Source organism: Enterobacter cloacae complex sp. IR5459, from assembly GCF_049238005.1.
Classification (GTDB): Bacteria; Pseudomonadota; Gammaproteobacteria; order Enterobacterales; family Enterobacteriaceae; genus Enterobacter; species Enterobacter hormaechei_C.
Genome location: NZ_JBMKIG010000002.1, coordinates 520,840 through 535,144, shown reverse-complemented (window position 1 = coordinate 535,144; position 14,305 = coordinate 520,840). Strand labels below are relative to the sequence as shown.

The window sequence follows — 14,305 nt, the reverse complement described above, 5'->3', positions numbered from 1 at the left end:
AGTTAACCGCATCACATTTCGGGAGTAATCATGGCTCGGCTCGCTGCATTTGATATGGACGGCACGCTGTTAATGCCGGATCACCGTTTAGGGGAGAAAACCCTGAACACTCTTAAGCGCCTGCGCGAGCGTGAAGTTACCCTGACGTTTGCTACTGGTCGTCATGTGCTGGAGATGCGCCATCTGCTGGGGACATTTGCCCTCGATGCGTTCTTGATCACCGGCAACGGAACGCGCATTCACTCCGTCGACGGCGATGTGCTGCACCGTCAGGATCTGAATCCGGAGGTGGCGGACATTGTCCTGCACAGCACCTGGGATACGCAGGCCAGCGTGCATGTTTTTAATGATGAAGGCTGGTTTACCGGGCGTGAGATCCCGGCCTTGCTGCACGCACACGTTTACAGCGGCTTTAAATATCAGCTTATCGATTTGCGCCGCATTCCGGCACACAAGGTGACCAAGATCTGCTTCTGTGGCGATCACGACGATCTCTGCCGTCTGCGTATTCAGCTTAACGAGGCGCTGGGCGAACGGGCGCACCTGACCTTCTCGGCGGTGGACTGTCTTGAAGTGCTGCCGGTGGGCTGTAACAAAGGATCCGCGCTGGCGGTGCTGAGCGATCATCTTGGGCTGACGATGCAGGACTGTATGGCCTTTGGTGACGCCATGAACGACCACGAGATGCTGAGCAACGTAGGTCGTGGGCTGATTATGGGGAACGCGATGCCGCAGCTTATCGCCGCGCTCCCGCATTTACCGGTTATCGGACACTGTCGTAACGAAGCGGTGTCCCATTTTTTGACGCATTGGCTGGACAAAAATAACCTCCCATATTCCCCCGAATAGTGAGACCCTTCCAGCAAGCCAGGCTAAGCCTGGCTTTTTTTATTTCACCAGCTGCGAAATCTGCGCTTTCCACGGCTCAACATCGCCAATATTGGCCTGCACCCATTCTGCGTTGTAATAGGTGTCCAGGTATCGCTCCCCGCTGTCGCACAGCAGCGTGACGACAGAGCCGGTACGGCCTTCTTCACGCATCCTCGCGGCCAGCTGTAGCGCGCCCCACATATTGGTGCCGGTAGAAGCCCCGACTTTACGGCCAAGCTGTGTCTCCAGCCAGTGCGCCGTCGCGACGCTGGCGGCATCCGGCACGCGGAGCATCTCATCCACAACGTCCGGAATGAATGAGGGTTCGACGCGCGGGCGACCAATCCCTTCGATCTTGCTCCCCACGGGGCTGCGCAGGCTCGCATCGCGGGATTGCCAGTAATCGAGGAACACCGAGTTTTGCGGGTCAACCACCATCAGCTGCGTATCATAACCCTGACAGCGGATATAACGTCCGATGGTGGCGGAGGTTCCGCCCGTGCCCGCGCTCATGACAATGTAAGAGGGGACAGGATGCGGCTCATGGGTCATCTGGCGGAAAATGCTGTCCGCAATGTTATTATTGCCGCGCCAGTCGGTGGCGCGTTCGGCGAAGGTGAACTGGTCCATATAGTGACCATTCAGCTCGCGGGCCAGCATTTCGGAGGCCGCATAGATTTCGCAGGCACTGTCCACAAAGTGGCAGCGTCCGCCGTAAAATTCGATCTGTTCAACTTTACGTTTCGCCGTGCATGAGGGCATCACGGCGATAAACGGCAGACCCAACAGGCGGGCAAAGTAGGCTTCGGAGACGGCAGTTGATCCGGACGACGATTCAATAATCGTGGTGCCTTCTTTAATCCAGCCGTTACATAAACCGTATAAAAAGAGTGAACGCGCCAGGCGATGCTTCAGGCTACCGGTAGGATGGGTACTTTCATCTTTCAGATAGAGCTGAATACCGGGAAATCCCGGCAGAGGCAGGCGGATTAAGTGGGTGTCTGCCGAGCGCTGATAGTCGGCATTTATTTCGCTGATGGCATGTTTAACCCAGGTGCTATTCATCGTAGTTATCCGTTTGTCATTTTGTGCCCAGCATAGCGAAAAGCACAGAAAAAATTGTTGCTATCTGACCTTTAAAATAGAATGTAAGGAGAATAATTTTCTCTTCGAGGTGGCTATGTTAGATAAAATTGACCGTAAGCTGCTTTCTTTGCTGCAAAGCGACTGTACCCTCTCTTTGCAGGCGCTGGCAGATGCCGTTAATCTGACCACCACACCGTGCTGGAAGCGCCTCAAGAAGCTGGAAGATGATGGCATTCTGCTGGGACGTGTGGCGCTGCTGGATCCCGAAAAACTGGGGCTTGGACTGACCGCCTTCGTCCTGATAAAAACGCAGCATCACAGCAGCGAATGGTACTGCCGCTTCGTCACGCAGGTTTCCGACATGCCCGAGGTGCTCGGCTTCTGGCGCATGGCGGGGGAATACGACTATCTGATGCGCGTTCAGGTGGCAGACATGAAGCGCTACGATGATTTTTACAAGCGGCTGGTCAATAGCGTACCGGGCTTGTCCGATGTCACCTCCAGCTTCGCCATGGAACAGATTAAATACACCACAGCGTTACCCATTGAATAACTTCTTAAAATACCTTCAGGAAAAGACCGCGTGCGATTATTTGCCCAATTAAGCTGGTACTTTCGTCGGGAGTGGCAACGCTACCTCGGCGCAGTGGCCCTGCTTATTATCATTGCCATTCTGCAACTGATCCCCCCCAAAGTGGTGGGCTACGTCGTGGATGGCGTTACCGAACAACATTACACCGCCGCACGGGTGATGATGTGGGTCGGTACGCTGGTGCTGACGGCCGTGGTGGTTTACCTGCTGCGTTATGTCTGGCGCGTGCTGCTGTTCGGTGCGTCCTATCAGCTTGCCGTTGAGCTGCGCGAGGACTTTTACCGTCAGCTGAGCCGCCAGCACCCTGAGTTTTATCTGCGTCACCGTACCGGGGATCTCATCGCCCGCGCCACTAACGATGTAGACCGCGTGGTGTTTGCCGCCGGTGAAGGGGTGTTAACGCTGGTGGATTCCCTGGTGATGGGCTGTGCGGTATTGATTGTGATGTCTACGCAAATTAGCTGGGAGCTCACGCTGCTGGCGCTGCTGCCAATGCCGCTGATGGCGCTGGCAATTAACCGCTACGGCGAGCAGCTCCATGAACGCTTTAAGCTGGCGCAGGCGGCGTTCTCGTCGCTGAACGATCGCACCCAGGAGAGCATGACCAGCATCCGCATGATCAAAGCGTTTGGTCTGGAAGACCGCCAGTCCGCGCTGTTTGCCGCCGACGCCGCCGATACCGGCGCGAAAAACATGCGCGTGGCGCGTATTGATGCCCGTTTCGATCCGACAATTTATATTGCGATTGGTATGGCGAACCTGCTGGCGGTGGGCGGCGGCAGCTGGATGGTGGTGCGAGGCACCATGACCCTCGGGCAGTTAACCAGCTTTGCGATGTACCTTGGGCTGATGATCTGGCCGATGCTGGCGCTGGCCTGGATGTTTAATATCGTTGAACGTGGGAGCGCCGCTTACAGCCGTATCCGCGCCATGCTGGCGGAAGTGCCGGTCGTGAACGATGGCAGCGAGCCGGTACCGGAAGGTCCGGGTATTCTCAAGGCTGATATCCGCGCCTTTATCTACCCGCAAACGGAACATCCGGTGCTTGAGAACGTCAGTTTCACGCTGCGTCCTGGTCAGATGCTGGGCATCTGCGGCCCGACGGGTTCCGGTAAAAGCACCATTCTGTCACTGATTCAGCGCCATTTTGACGTGAGCGAAGGCGATATCCGTTTCCACGACATCCCTCTGCCACGTCTGCTGCTGGATGACTGGCGCAGCCGCCTGGCGGTCGTCAGCCAGACGCCGTTTTTGTTTTCAGACACCATTGCCAACAATATTGCGCTCGGGTGTCCGACGGCGACACAGGACCAGATCGAGCACGTGGCGCGTCTGGCCAGCGTCCACGAGGATATTCTGCGCCTGCCGCAGGGCTACGACACGGAAGTGGGTGAGCGGGGCGTTATGCTCTCCGGCGGACAAAAACAGCGTATCTCTATTGCCCGCGCGCTACTGCTGGACGCTGAGATCCTGATTCTGGATGATGCGCTGTCCGCGGTTGACGGGCGTACTGAACATCAAATTCTGCATAACCTTCGCCAGTGGGGAGAGGGGCGCACGGTCATCATTAGCGCGCACCGTCTGTCGGCGCTTACCGAAGCCAGTGAAATTCTGGTGCTTCAGCACGGACATATTGCCCAGCGTGGTCAGCATGAGCAGCTCGCCGGGCAGACCGGCTGGTATCGGGATATGTACCGCTATCAACAGCTTGAAGCCGCGCTGGATGAGGAGGTGGCCGATGCGTAAGTTTGGACAGATGTGGCCGACGTTAAAACGGCTGCTGGCCTATGGCTCACCGTGGCGCAAACCGCTTTCCATCGCCGTGCTGTTGCTGTGGATCGCCGCGATTGCGGAGGTGACCGGTCCGCTGCTTATCAGCTATTTCATCGATAACATGGTAGCGAAAAGCTATTTGCCTCTCGGCCTGGTCGCCGGGCTGGGCGTGGCGTACGTCGGGCTACAGCTGACGGCGGCAGGGCTGCATTACGCGCAGTCACTGCTCTTTAACCGGGCCGCCGTGGGCGTGGTGCAGCAGCTGCGCACGGACGTGATGGATGCCGCGCTGCGCCAGCCGCTGAGCGAGTTTGATACCCAGCCGGTCGGGCAGGTTATTTCGCGCGTCACCAATGACACCGAGGTGATCCGCGACCTCTATGTAACCGTTGTTGCAACGGTTCTGCGCAGTGCCGCGCTAATTGGCGCGATGCTGGTGGCGATGTTCAGCCTGGACTGGCGGATGGCGCTGGTGGCAATCACCATTTTCCCGGCGGTGCTGATCGTGATGGTGATTTACCAGCGCTACAGCACGCCGATCGTGCGCCGCGTGCGCGCTTACCTTGCAGATATCAATGATGGCTTCAACGAAGTGATCAACGGCATGAGCGTTATTCAGCAGTTTCGCCAGCAGGCGCGTTTTGGTGAGCGAATGGGGGAAGCCAGCCGCTCGCATTATATGGCGCGGATGCAGACGTTACGCCTGGACGGTTTCCTGTTACGTCCGCTGCTGAGCCTCTTCTCGGCGCTGGTGCTGTGCGGACTGCTGATGCTGTTCGGCCTGACGACGCGCGGAACCATTGAGGTGGGGGTACTGTACGCGTTTATCAGTTACCTCGGACGCCTTAACGAACCGCTGATTGAACTCACCACGCAGCAGTCGATGCTGCAACAGGCAGTGGTCGCGGGCGAACGTGTATTCGAGCTCATGGACAGGCCGCGTCAGACCTATGGCGATGACGAACGCCCGCTGGAAAGTGGATCCATAGTGTTTGATCATGTCTCGTTTGCCTACCGCGACGACCAGCTTGTCTTGCAGGATATCAACCTCGAGGTACCGTCGCGTGGTTTTGTCGCCCTGGTTGGGCATACCGGCAGCGGCAAAAGCACGCTCGCCAGTTTGCTGATGGGCTACTATCCGTTGACGCAGGGGGAGATCCGTCTGGACGGACGGCCGCTTGCCTCGCTTAGCCACAACGCGTTGCGTAAGGGCGTCGCGATGGTGCAGCAGGATCCGGTGGTGCTGGCGGATACCTTTTATGCCAACGTGACGCTGGGACGTCCTTTCACCCCTGAGCAGGTATGGGAGGTGCTGGAAACGGTGCAGCTGGCGGATCTGGCGCGCGGGTTAAGCGAGGGGATCAATACCCGGCTGGGTGAGCAGGGCAACAACCTCTCCGTCGGGCAAAAGCAACTTCTGGCGCTGGCGCGCGTGCTGATTGAGACGCCGCAGGTGTTAATTCTGGATGAAGCGACAGCAAGCATTGACTCCGGTACCGAGCAGGCGATCCAGCAGGCGCTGGCTGCCGTGCGGGATCACACTACGCTGGTGGTGATCGCCCACCGCCTGTCAACGATCGTCGATGCCGATACCATTCTGGTGCTGCACCGTGGCCAGGCCGTTGAACGGGGTACACACAGAGCGCTGCTTGAGGCAAAAGGACGCTACTGGCAGATGTATCAGTTGCAGCTGGCAGGCGACGAACTGGCCGCCAGCGTGCGCGAGGAAGAGTCACTCAGCGCCTGATGCACCATAACAAGGCAATGCGCTAACAGACTTAACCGTTGGTGCAAAACTGAAACGCACCCTGCACTGCCATGGTGCGTTTTTTTTTCACTTTTTCCCGGCGCATGCGCGCTGCGGCGCTTTCCTCCTCACCTTTCACTTCTGGCACACCCTTTGCAATATCACTCTCGTGTTAGCTGCGGCCATTACCGAATTCTGACTGGAGGGGATATATGAAGCTGGTTACGGTGGTAATCAAACCATTCAAACTCGAAGACGTGCGTGAAGCGCTGTCTTCCATGGGTATTCAGGGACTGACTGTCACCGAAGTGAAAGGCTTTGGGCGTCAGAAAGGTCATGCCGAGCTTTATCGCGGGGCGGAATACAGCGTTAACTTCCTGCCAAAAGTGAAAATTGATGTGGCGATTGCCGACGATCAGCTTGATGAGGTGATTGATGTCGTCAGCAAAGCGGCCTATACCGGAAAAATTGGCGACGGCAAAATTTTCGTTGCCGAACTACAGCGCGTTATTCGCATCCGTACCGGCGAATCTGACGAAGCGGCGTTGTAAGTAACTCCTGGCACACAGTGATAGGGATCGAGAAAATGAAGAAAGCAACAATGAAAACAGGTCTGGGGTCGCTGGCACTGCTGCCGGGCCTGGCAATGGCTGCACCGGCTGTGGCAGACAAAGCCGATAACGCCTTTATGATGATTTGCACCGCGCTGGTGCTGTTCATGACGATTCCGGGGATCGCGCTGTTTTACGGCGGCCTGATCCGCGGCAAGAACGTACTCTCCATGCTGACGCAGGTTGCCGTCACTTTCGCGCTGGTGTGCGTGCTGTGGGTGGTTTACGGTTACTCGCTGGCCTTCGGGGAGGGCAACGCCTTCTTCGGCAACGTTAACTGGGCGATGCTGAAAAATATCGAACTGACCGCGGTAATGGGCAGCTTCTATCAGTATATTCATGTCGCGTTTCAGGGCTCATTCGCCTGCATCACCGTGGGGCTGATTGTGGGCGCGCTGGCTGAGCGTATCCGCTTCTCTGCGGTACTGATTTTCGTGGTGGTCTGGCTGACGCTCTCCTATATCCCGATCGCGCATATGGTCTGGGGCGGTGGTCTGTTGGCTTCCCATGGCGCGCTGGACTTTGCGGGTGGTACCGTTGTGCACATCAACGCCGCGGTAGCAGGCCTGGTAGGCGCCTACCTGATTGGCAAGCGCGTGGGCTTCGGGAAGGAAGCATTCAAGCCGCACAATCTGCCGATGGTCTTTACCGGCACCGCCATCCTCTACTTTGGCTGGTTCGGCTTCAACGCAGGTTCAGCCAGCGCCGCTAACGAAATCGCTGCACTGGCCTTCGTGAATACCGTTGTGGCAACCGCCGGCGCTATCCTCTCATGGGTATTTGGCGAGTGGGCCGTTCGCGGCAAGCCATCGCTGCTGGGTGCCTGTTCCGGGGCGATTGCCGGTCTGGTAGGTATTACGCCAGCGTGCGGTTACGTGGGCGTAGGCGGTGCGCTGCTGATCGGTATCGTCGCAGGACTGGCGGGGCTGTGGGGCGTTACCGCACTGAAACGTGTTCTGCGCGTTGACGATCCGTGTGATGTATTCGGCGTGCATGGTGTGTGCGGCATTGTCGGCTGTATCATGACCGGTATCTTTGCTGCCCAATCTCTGGGCGGTGTGGGTTACGCAGAAGGCGTAACCATGGGGCATCAGGTGCTTGTACAGCTGGAAAGTATCGCGATCACCGTTGTCTGGTCGGGTGTTGTGGCCTTTATCGGTTACAAGCTGGCTGATATGACCGTTGGGCTGCGCGTGCCGGAAGAGCAGGAGCGCGAAGGCCTGGACGTCAACAGCCACGGCGAGAATGCCTATAACGCATAATTTGAGTGCCTTGCCGGGCGGCGGCTTCGCCTTACCCGGCCTGAAAAAGCGTAATTTGCAGGCCCGGTAAGCATAGCCACCGGGCTTTTTACCTCACCCGCGATTACGCATCACACCTTCCTGCACGGTAGAAGCCACCAGCACGCCATCCTGGGTGTAAAATTCCCCGCGAACAAAACCGCGCGCGCTGGACGCAGAGGTACTTTCCACGCTGTAAAGCAGCCACTCGTTCATATCGAAAGGACGATGGAACCACATGGAATGGTCAATTGTGGCTACCTGCATCCCTTTTTCCAGGAATCCCACGCCGTGCGGCTGTAGCGCAACCGGCAGGAAGTTGAAATCCGACGCATAACCCAGCAGATACTGCTGCACGCGCAAGTCTGCCGGTACGCTGCCGTTGGCGCGGATCCACACCTGGCGGGTGGGCTCAGCGGTATGCCCCTTCATTGGGTTATGAAATTCGACCGGGCGGATCTCCAGCGGTTTATCGCACAGAAACTTCTCTTTTACCTGCGGCGGCAACAGATGCGCGAGTGCGCGGGCTATTTCGGTTTCCGATTTCAGATCGTCCGGCGACGGGGCAGACGGCATCTGTTTTTGATGCTCATAGCCCGGCTCTGGCGCCTGGAAGGAAGCGGTCATGTAGAAAATGGGTTTCCCATGCTGGATGGCCGCCACGCGACGGGCGCTGAAGCTTTGGCCGTCACGCAGAACTTCCACGTCGTACACAATCGGTTTAGCGCTGTCACCGGGGCGTAAAAAGTAGCTGTGAAACGAGTGCACCAGACGGTCTGCCGGGACGGTCTCCTTGGCGGCATACAGCGCTTGCCCCACGACCTGGCCCCCAAAAACCTGGCGTAAGCCTAAATCTTCGCTCTGTCCGCGAAATAGCCCTTCTTCTATTTTTTCCAGGTTAAGCAATGTCAGCAGATTGTTCAGTGCCTGACTCATAGTGGTCCTCAATAAACGCCGTGGCGAAAGATACGCTGAGTATAACGCAGAAACGATAGTGGTCCGATGGGTAGAATAATCTTAATACCTGGGCAAAATTAGGCATAAATCCGTGATTTGTGCCACACTTGTTTACGTTATGTGAATAAAACGACATCGGATGGGATCGATCCCGCCGGTGCATTGATGATAAGGAGACTTCAATGAAACTCGTGCCTATGTTAAGCGGTGTTGCAATGGCGGTGGCGTTGTCCGCCTGTGCGGATAAGAGTGCCGATGTAGCGGTACCAACGGCGACCCCAAACGGGATTAACACCCTTTCACAGCAAGCTATTCGACAGCCTAACGTGTCCGGTACCATCTGGATCAAACAGAAAGTCGCTCTGCCGCCGGACGCGGTTTTAACGGTCACGTTATCCGATGCGTCTCTGGCGGATGCACCGTCTAAAGTCCTTGCTCAGCGTGCAGTTCGTACAGAGGGTAAACAGGCGCCGTTCAGCTTCGTGCTGCCGTACAACCCGTCTGACGTCCAGCCTAACGCGCGTATCCTCCTGAGCGCGGCGGTAACGATCAACGATAAGCTGGTCTTTATCACCGATACCGTACAGGAAGCGGTCAACAAAGGCGGCACCAAAATCGACCTGACCCTGGTACCGGTGCAGCAAACTGAAGTGCCTGTTGCAACGCAAACCAATCAGCCGACTCTGCCTACACCCCCAACACAGATGTAATTTTCCTTCGCCCTCTCCATGTTGACGGGAGAGGGCGTCAGTACTCCCAGCGATACTTCTGCATATCAATCTGTCCTGCCCCGGACACCTGCACCCCTTCTGAGAGTAATGCCTGACGCTGGCGCTGCAAGTCTGGCCCGGTGAGGGAAATGGCGCCATGGCGATTGACGACCCGGTGCCACGGTAACGTGCTTCCCTCCGGTAGCCTTCTCAGCACGCCTCCAACCTGACGCGCCGCGCGCGGAGAACCCGCCAGCCGGGCGACTTCCCCATAGGTCGTGACACAGCCTTCCGGAATCGAAGCCACGATTTGCCACACTCGCTGTGGGAAAGTGTCATGTTCGTCCATTGTTTCTCCTGCGGGAAATCAGCGAAGGGTAATGTTATACGAAGATAAAGAAGATTGTCGGGGCAGTTTGCGCAATAATCCAGCATCCGGTTGCCAGCGGCTTGCAATTGAGGTGCTCCACAGGGATAATGCGCCAGCGCGTTGGATATCAACGCTCTCAATGGGGGCTCTGTTGGTTCTCCCGCAACGCTACTCTGTTCACCAGGTCAGGTCCGGAAGGAAGCAGCCAGGGCAGACGACGTGGGTGCCGGGATGTAGCTGGCAGGGCCCCCACCCATTTGTGATCCTCTCAGTTGTTCCCCTGAATAAACCTTCTAAATTATGTGACTATTGTATTTTCTGTAATACAGCCTTCATTTAACTGAAATAATAATGTCATAAACCTGTAATAATAGACTGTCATTTTATTTTCGGATGCCTTTATTCTGTCATAAGCTAAAAAATATATATCTGGATAACAAACTTATCTTCGTGTATTAAATTAAACACGTGTTCCGAAAGGATGTGACAATCATGGTTACTGCGGTTTTAAACGTTAAAATTGATGAAGCGCTAAAAGAAAGACTTCGCCACTATGCGGAAGACAATAATGAGAATTTAAGCGTGACCACAGAGAAACTGCTGCTGCTGGCATTTGAAGCAGTAGAAGAGGCGGGAGTATCGGAAGAGGATGTTGATAATCAGCATACGGAAGAAGAGAGCGTAACTCCATTTACTCCTAAAGAAATCAAAGCACTACGTAAACTTCTGAAGAAGAGAAAATGAAACAACAACTATCGACTGCCAGTGACTACAACGAGGCCTGCAATCTGTTACGTTCCGGCTACGTGAAACATGTTCGTCTTGGCTGGAATGTAGGAAGTGATGAGTTCTTTCGAATTGCGTCTGACTGGTGTGATACCGGTGCAAAAATAAAGAAAGAAGGGGATAATTTCATTATTTCGCTGAAAGGCTTCCCGATTCCTCCTCAACATTAAGCTGTTCTTCATGAAAACTGCTGACTGCATGCGTTACAGTCAGCAGTTTTTATTGTTTCTGGCGAATAATTTACACCAGGCTCCGTTTTACTGGCGCTACACTTTTATTTAACGCACGCCACAGCGGTTTGATCCGCAATAATGCCTCTTCAAGTTCCGGCGGACTGAGTGAGAAGGGCATTCGCAGATAGCGGTCAAACGCGCCTGAAAGCCCAAAGCGCGTGCCGGTGCCCATAATGATGCCTGTCGTCTCGGCGCGTGCCGCCAGCTGCGTCGCCAGCATGCCGGGTAATTCAATCCAGTATGAGAGCCCTCCCTCCGCTTCCTGAAACCGCCATTCGGGGAAATGTTCCCGCAGCATCTGGCCGCAGCGGTCGCGACGTTCTGCCAGCATTTCCCGCCGGGCAGGCAGGAAGGTTTCACTGTTTTCGATAAGCCACAGCGTGGCCAGTTGTTCCAGCACCGGAGAACCCAGATCCAGCGTGTCGCGCGTCTGCGCGAGCGTGGCGATAGTGCGGGACGAGGCGCGGATCCAGCCGAGACGCAGCCCACCCCAGAAACTTTTGCCTGCGGAACCCAGCGTCATCACCGCGGCCTCCGGGTTAAAGGCGGCCAGCGGCGGCGGCGGGGGAGCATCGAACCAGAGATCGACCATGGTTTCATCCACCACCAGCGTGGTGCGGGTTTGCGCGGCGATGTCGGTTATGGTCTGGCGCGTCGCGGCATCCATGCAACGCCCGGTCGGATTATGAAAATCCGGCATCAGATAGGCCAGACGCGGGGCGGTCTGGGCGAGCGTTGCGGCAAAACCGTCGGTATCCCAACCCGTTTCAGGCAGCGAGACGCCCACGGGCCGGCATAGCGCTCCCTGAATGGCGGCTATTGCCAGCGGGTAAGTGGGATGATCCACCACCACGCGATCCCCGGGACCGGTCATCATTCTTAAGATCAGGGCAAAGCCGCTGACGGCGCCGTTCACCACCATCACTTCGTCTGCCCGGGTGGGCAGACCGCGTGCGGTGTAGCGGGCGGCGATAGCTTCACGCAGCGCCGGAAGCCCAAGCTGATCGTACCCGGTCAGCGCCAGATTCGGCGTGATGGCCGTCAGCGCGTGGGCGTAGGCCTGGTGGATCTCTGGCCCCGCGTTGAGCGCGGCGGTTGAGAGATCCAGCGCCGCACTGGCTGTGGAAAGCGTGGGCACGGCGCGGCTGTCTGGCAGGATCGCCCGCGAACCGCTGCCGTGACGGCTCTCCAGATAACCTTCTTCCCGCAGATGCGCCAGCGCGCTGCTGATGGTGGTGCGGCTTACGCTCAGTGCGGTGGCCAGCTCCCGCTCTCCGGGCAGGCGCGTGTTTAGCGCTAGCCTGCCATCCAGAATCAACAGGCGTAACGCGTCAGCCAGCTGGCGCCACAGCGGGGTACGGGAAGAGGCTTGCTGCCAGTGCCCTAACAGGCGTACCAGAGACTGGCTTCCAAAACGACGTGATGACATGTGCAGTCCACTATTTGAAAACTGGACATTAATCATAGTGCCATTTTCACCGAAGATGGAACCTGGTTCTTCGGAGAAGAAAAAATGGTACGTCGTCTGGTACAACTTTATGTCGGTTTAGGCCTGTACGGGCTTTCAACCGCGATGTTTATTCGTTCGGATCTGGGTGTCGACCCGTGGGATGTCTTTCACCTTGGCGTCGCCATCCAGACCGGGATGAGCATCGGTACGGTGATTATTTTAACCGGGGCAGCGGTGCTGCTGCTGTGGATCCCGCTGCGTCAGCTGCCGGGGCTGGGCACTATCAGTAATGTGATTTGTATTGGTCTGGCGGCAGATGCGTCAATGGCGCTGATCCCTGAGCTCACCTCGCTGCCCGTGCGCATCACCCTGCTGGTTTCCGGCATTGTGGTTAACGCCCTTGCCACCGGGATGTATATCGGCGCGGGTTTTGGCGCAGGCCCGCGCGACGGCCTGATGACCGGCATACACGCCCGGCTGGGCTGGTCGATCCGCAGCGTGCGTACCGCGATCGAGGTGACTGTGTTGATCGTCGGCTACCTCCTCGGGGGAGCGTTTGGCGTTGGAACCGTGCTGTATGCATTAACCATCGGCCCGCTGATCCAGCTTTGTTTGCCGTGGTTTCGCCCGAGACCGCGCATTCAGAAAGCTCCACAGCCGGAGCGGATTGTTTAATTTTGCGAAGCGCTCACAGGCTATGATGGCGTAACTGTGTCAGAATAGAGACTTCTCTTTTCACGACGCCAGAATGTATGAAAGCGATCACTCTTTATGACGTTGCCCGCGTGGCAGGCGTTTCTTATCAGACCGTTTCCCGGGTGATTAACGACGCGGAACACGTTTCTGCCCGTACGCGGGAAAAGGTCCGGCAGGCCATGGCGGCGCTACACTATGTGCCCAACCGTGGCGCGCAGCAGCTGGCCGGGAAACGCACCCGCACGCTGGGGCTGATGACCAGCGATCTGGCGCTACATGCGCCGTCGCAAATCGCCTCAGCTGTAAAATCCCGGGCAGTGGAGCAGGGGGCTAGCGTACTCATCTCCATGGTGGAGCAACCCGCGCAGTGTCAGGCTGCTTTGCAGGAATTACTGGCGCAGCGCGTAGAGGCGCTGCTGGTGAACGTTCCGCTGGAAGATGCCCTGGCAGAAATGCTTCAGGAAATGGCCTCGCCGACCCCGGTTCTTTTTCTCGATGTGTCCCCCACAGCTCGGGTTAACAGTCTCGTTTTCAATGCCGAACAGGGCGCTGCCCTGGGGGCAGAGCATCTGCTTTCGCTGGGGCACCAGCGAATTGCGCTGCTCGCCGGGCCGGAAAGTTCTGTCTCTGCCCGGGCTCGTCTGGCGGGATGGAAAACCACGCTGGCTCAGGCCGGCGTGGAGGCGTTTGCGGTGGCGCAGGGCGACTGGAGCGCGGCTTCGGGCTATGAGAAAGGGCATCAGCTCCTGGCGGGCGCGCAGCTGCCGGAGGCGATCCTCGTCGCTAACGATCAGATGGCGCTTGGCGTTTTACGCGCCTGTGCGGAAAAAGGCGTTGCGGTACCGGGGCAGATCTCGGTTGTCGGGTTTGATGATACGGCTGACAGCGCGTGGTTTTCACCTCCGCTCACCACCGTTCGGCAGGCGTTCCGCGAGGCCGGTGAGCGCAGCGTGGAGTGGCTGATGGCACCTGCCCATCACCACGAACGCAGGCAGGAACAACTTCCCGTTATGTTGATCGTGCGTCATTCCACCGCGCCGCGCGCCGCACAGCAGGCCGATCGTGAAGATCTTGCGCAACAGCTCAGAACGCTGGCGCTGCTGGCGGAGAAACTGGCGCGCAGCTAGCACTTTTGTGATCGTGC

The 14,305-nt window shown here is 57.2% G+C and carries 15 protein-coding genes and 1 other RNA gene; 12 read left to right on the top strand and 4 right to left on the bottom strand.

All coding sequences use genetic code 11. The annotated features are described in order from the left end of the window. Positions 1 to 30: 30 nt before the first annotated feature. Positions 31 to 849 carry an HMP-PP phosphatase gene (cof, locus tag ACOTX4_RS05990; RefSeq protein ID WP_003859037.1) on the top strand — a complete coding sequence of 273 codons (819 nt, stop codon included), beginning with the start codon at positions 31 to 33 and terminating at the stop codon, positions 847 to 849. Between the two features lie 39 nt (positions 850 to 888). Here the strand turns inward: cof and ACOTX4_RS05985 are convergent, their stop codons facing one another. Beyond that, positions 889 to 1,935, bottom strand: coding sequence for a PLP-dependent cysteine synthase family protein (locus tag ACOTX4_RS05985; protein ID WP_003859036.1), 1,047 nt, complete (start codon positions 1,933 to 1,935; stop codon positions 889 to 891). A 115-nt stretch (positions 1,936 to 2,050) separates the two neighbouring features. Between ACOTX4_RS05985 and ACOTX4_RS05980 the strand changes: the two genes are divergently transcribed. The 5 genes from ACOTX4_RS05980 to amtB all read left to right on the top strand — a co-directional run bounded on the left by ACOTX4_RS05980 (position 2,051) and on the right by amtB (position 7,941). Continuing rightward, on the top strand, positions 2,051 to 2,509 hold the full coding sequence (locus tag ACOTX4_RS05980) for an Lrp/AsnC family transcriptional regulator (RefSeq protein WP_015571267.1): 459 nt from the start codon (positions 2,051 to 2,053) through the stop codon (positions 2,507 to 2,509). Positions 2,510 to 2,539: 30 nt separating this feature from the next. Beyond that, positions 2,540 to 4,294: a SmdA family multidrug ABC transporter permease/ATP-binding protein gene (locus tag ACOTX4_RS05975; RefSeq protein WP_023315528.1), complete on the top strand. Its 1,755-nt coding sequence runs from the start codon at positions 2,540 to 2,542 to the stop codon at positions 4,292 to 4,294. Then, complete coding sequence (locus ACOTX4_RS05970) at positions 4,287 to 6,068, top strand: SmdB family multidrug efflux ABC transporter permease/ATP-binding protein (protein ID WP_063938052.1); 1,782 nt, start codon at positions 4,287 to 4,289, stop codon at positions 6,066 to 6,068. Before ACOTX4_RS05975 ends, ACOTX4_RS05970 begins: the two co-directional genes overlap by 8 nt. 212 nt (positions 6,069 to 6,280) lie before the next feature. After that, entirely contained in the window at positions 6,281 to 6,619 is a 339-nt protein-coding gene (glnK, locus tag ACOTX4_RS05965) for a P-II family nitrogen regulator (protein WP_006809867.1), read from the top strand. Between the two features lie 35 nt (positions 6,620 to 6,654). Then, positions 6,655 to 7,941, top strand: coding sequence for an ammonium transporter AmtB (gene amtB, locus ACOTX4_RS05960; protein WP_022650485.1), 1,287 nt, complete (start codon positions 6,655 to 6,657; stop codon positions 7,939 to 7,941). A gap of 93 nt (positions 7,942 to 8,034) precedes the next feature. On the opposite strand, the gene tesB is transcribed toward amtB, so the two are convergent. Next, positions 8,035 to 8,895 carry an acyl-CoA thioesterase II gene (gene tesB / locus ACOTX4_RS05955; protein WP_023324238.1) on the bottom strand — a complete coding sequence of 287 codons (861 nt, stop codon included), beginning with the start codon at positions 8,893 to 8,895 and terminating at the stop codon, positions 8,035 to 8,037. Between the two features lie 203 nt (positions 8,896 to 9,098). On the opposite strand from tesB, the gene ACOTX4_RS05950 reads away from it, so the two are divergent. Beyond that, on the top strand, positions 9,099 to 9,626 hold the full coding sequence (locus ACOTX4_RS05950) for a YbaY family lipoprotein (protein WP_003859018.1): 528 nt from the start codon (positions 9,099 to 9,101) through the stop codon (positions 9,624 to 9,626). Positions 9,627 to 9,663: 37 nt separating this feature from the next. Here ACOTX4_RS05950 and ACOTX4_RS05945 read toward each other — a convergent pair whose 3' ends face one another. Further along, a complete protein-coding gene (locus ACOTX4_RS05945) occupies positions 9,664 to 9,975 on the bottom strand; it encodes an MGMT family protein (protein WP_003859016.1) in 312 nt (103 codons plus the stop codon). A gap of 170 nt (positions 9,976 to 10,145) precedes the next feature. On the opposite strand from ACOTX4_RS05945, the gene ffs reads away from it, so the two are divergent. The 3 genes from ffs (at position 10,146) to ACOTX4_RS05930 (ending at position 10,952) form a co-directional block, all read left to right on the top strand. Then, an RNA gene (ffs, locus tag ACOTX4_RS05940) (signal recognition particle sRNA small type) lies at positions 10,146 to 10,242 on the top strand. Between the two features lie 246 nt (positions 10,243 to 10,488). After that, positions 10,489 to 10,740 carry a hypothetical protein gene (locus ACOTX4_RS05935; RefSeq protein ID WP_006809862.1) on the top strand — a complete coding sequence of 84 codons (252 nt, stop codon included), beginning with the start codon at positions 10,489 to 10,491 and terminating at the stop codon, positions 10,738 to 10,740. After that, positions 10,737 to 10,952, top strand: a complete 216-nt coding sequence (locus ACOTX4_RS05930; RefSeq protein WP_015571263.1) for a hypothetical protein — start codon at positions 10,737 to 10,739, stop codon at positions 10,950 to 10,952. The genes ACOTX4_RS05935 and ACOTX4_RS05930 overlap by 4 nt, the downstream gene beginning before the upstream one ends. Before the next feature lie 70 nt (positions 10,953 to 11,022). On the opposite strand, the gene ACOTX4_RS05925 is transcribed toward ACOTX4_RS05930, so the two are convergent. Then, a complete protein-coding gene (locus tag ACOTX4_RS05925; protein WP_022650488.1) occupies positions 11,023 to 12,444 on the bottom strand; it encodes a PLP-dependent aminotransferase family protein in 1,422 nt (473 codons plus the stop codon). 84 nt (positions 12,445 to 12,528) lie between these two features. Between ACOTX4_RS05925 and ACOTX4_RS05920 the strand changes: the two genes are divergently transcribed. Next, positions 12,529 to 13,140, top strand: coding sequence for a YczE/YyaS/YitT family protein (locus tag ACOTX4_RS05920; protein WP_032608660.1), 612 nt, complete (start codon positions 12,529 to 12,531; stop codon positions 13,138 to 13,140). Between the two features lie 77 nt (positions 13,141 to 13,217). Further along, entirely contained in the window at positions 13,218 to 14,288 is a 1,071-nt protein-coding gene (locus ACOTX4_RS05915; RefSeq protein WP_045330239.1) for a LacI family DNA-binding transcriptional regulator, read from the top strand. The last annotated feature ends 17 nt before the right edge of the window (positions 14,289 to 14,305 follow it).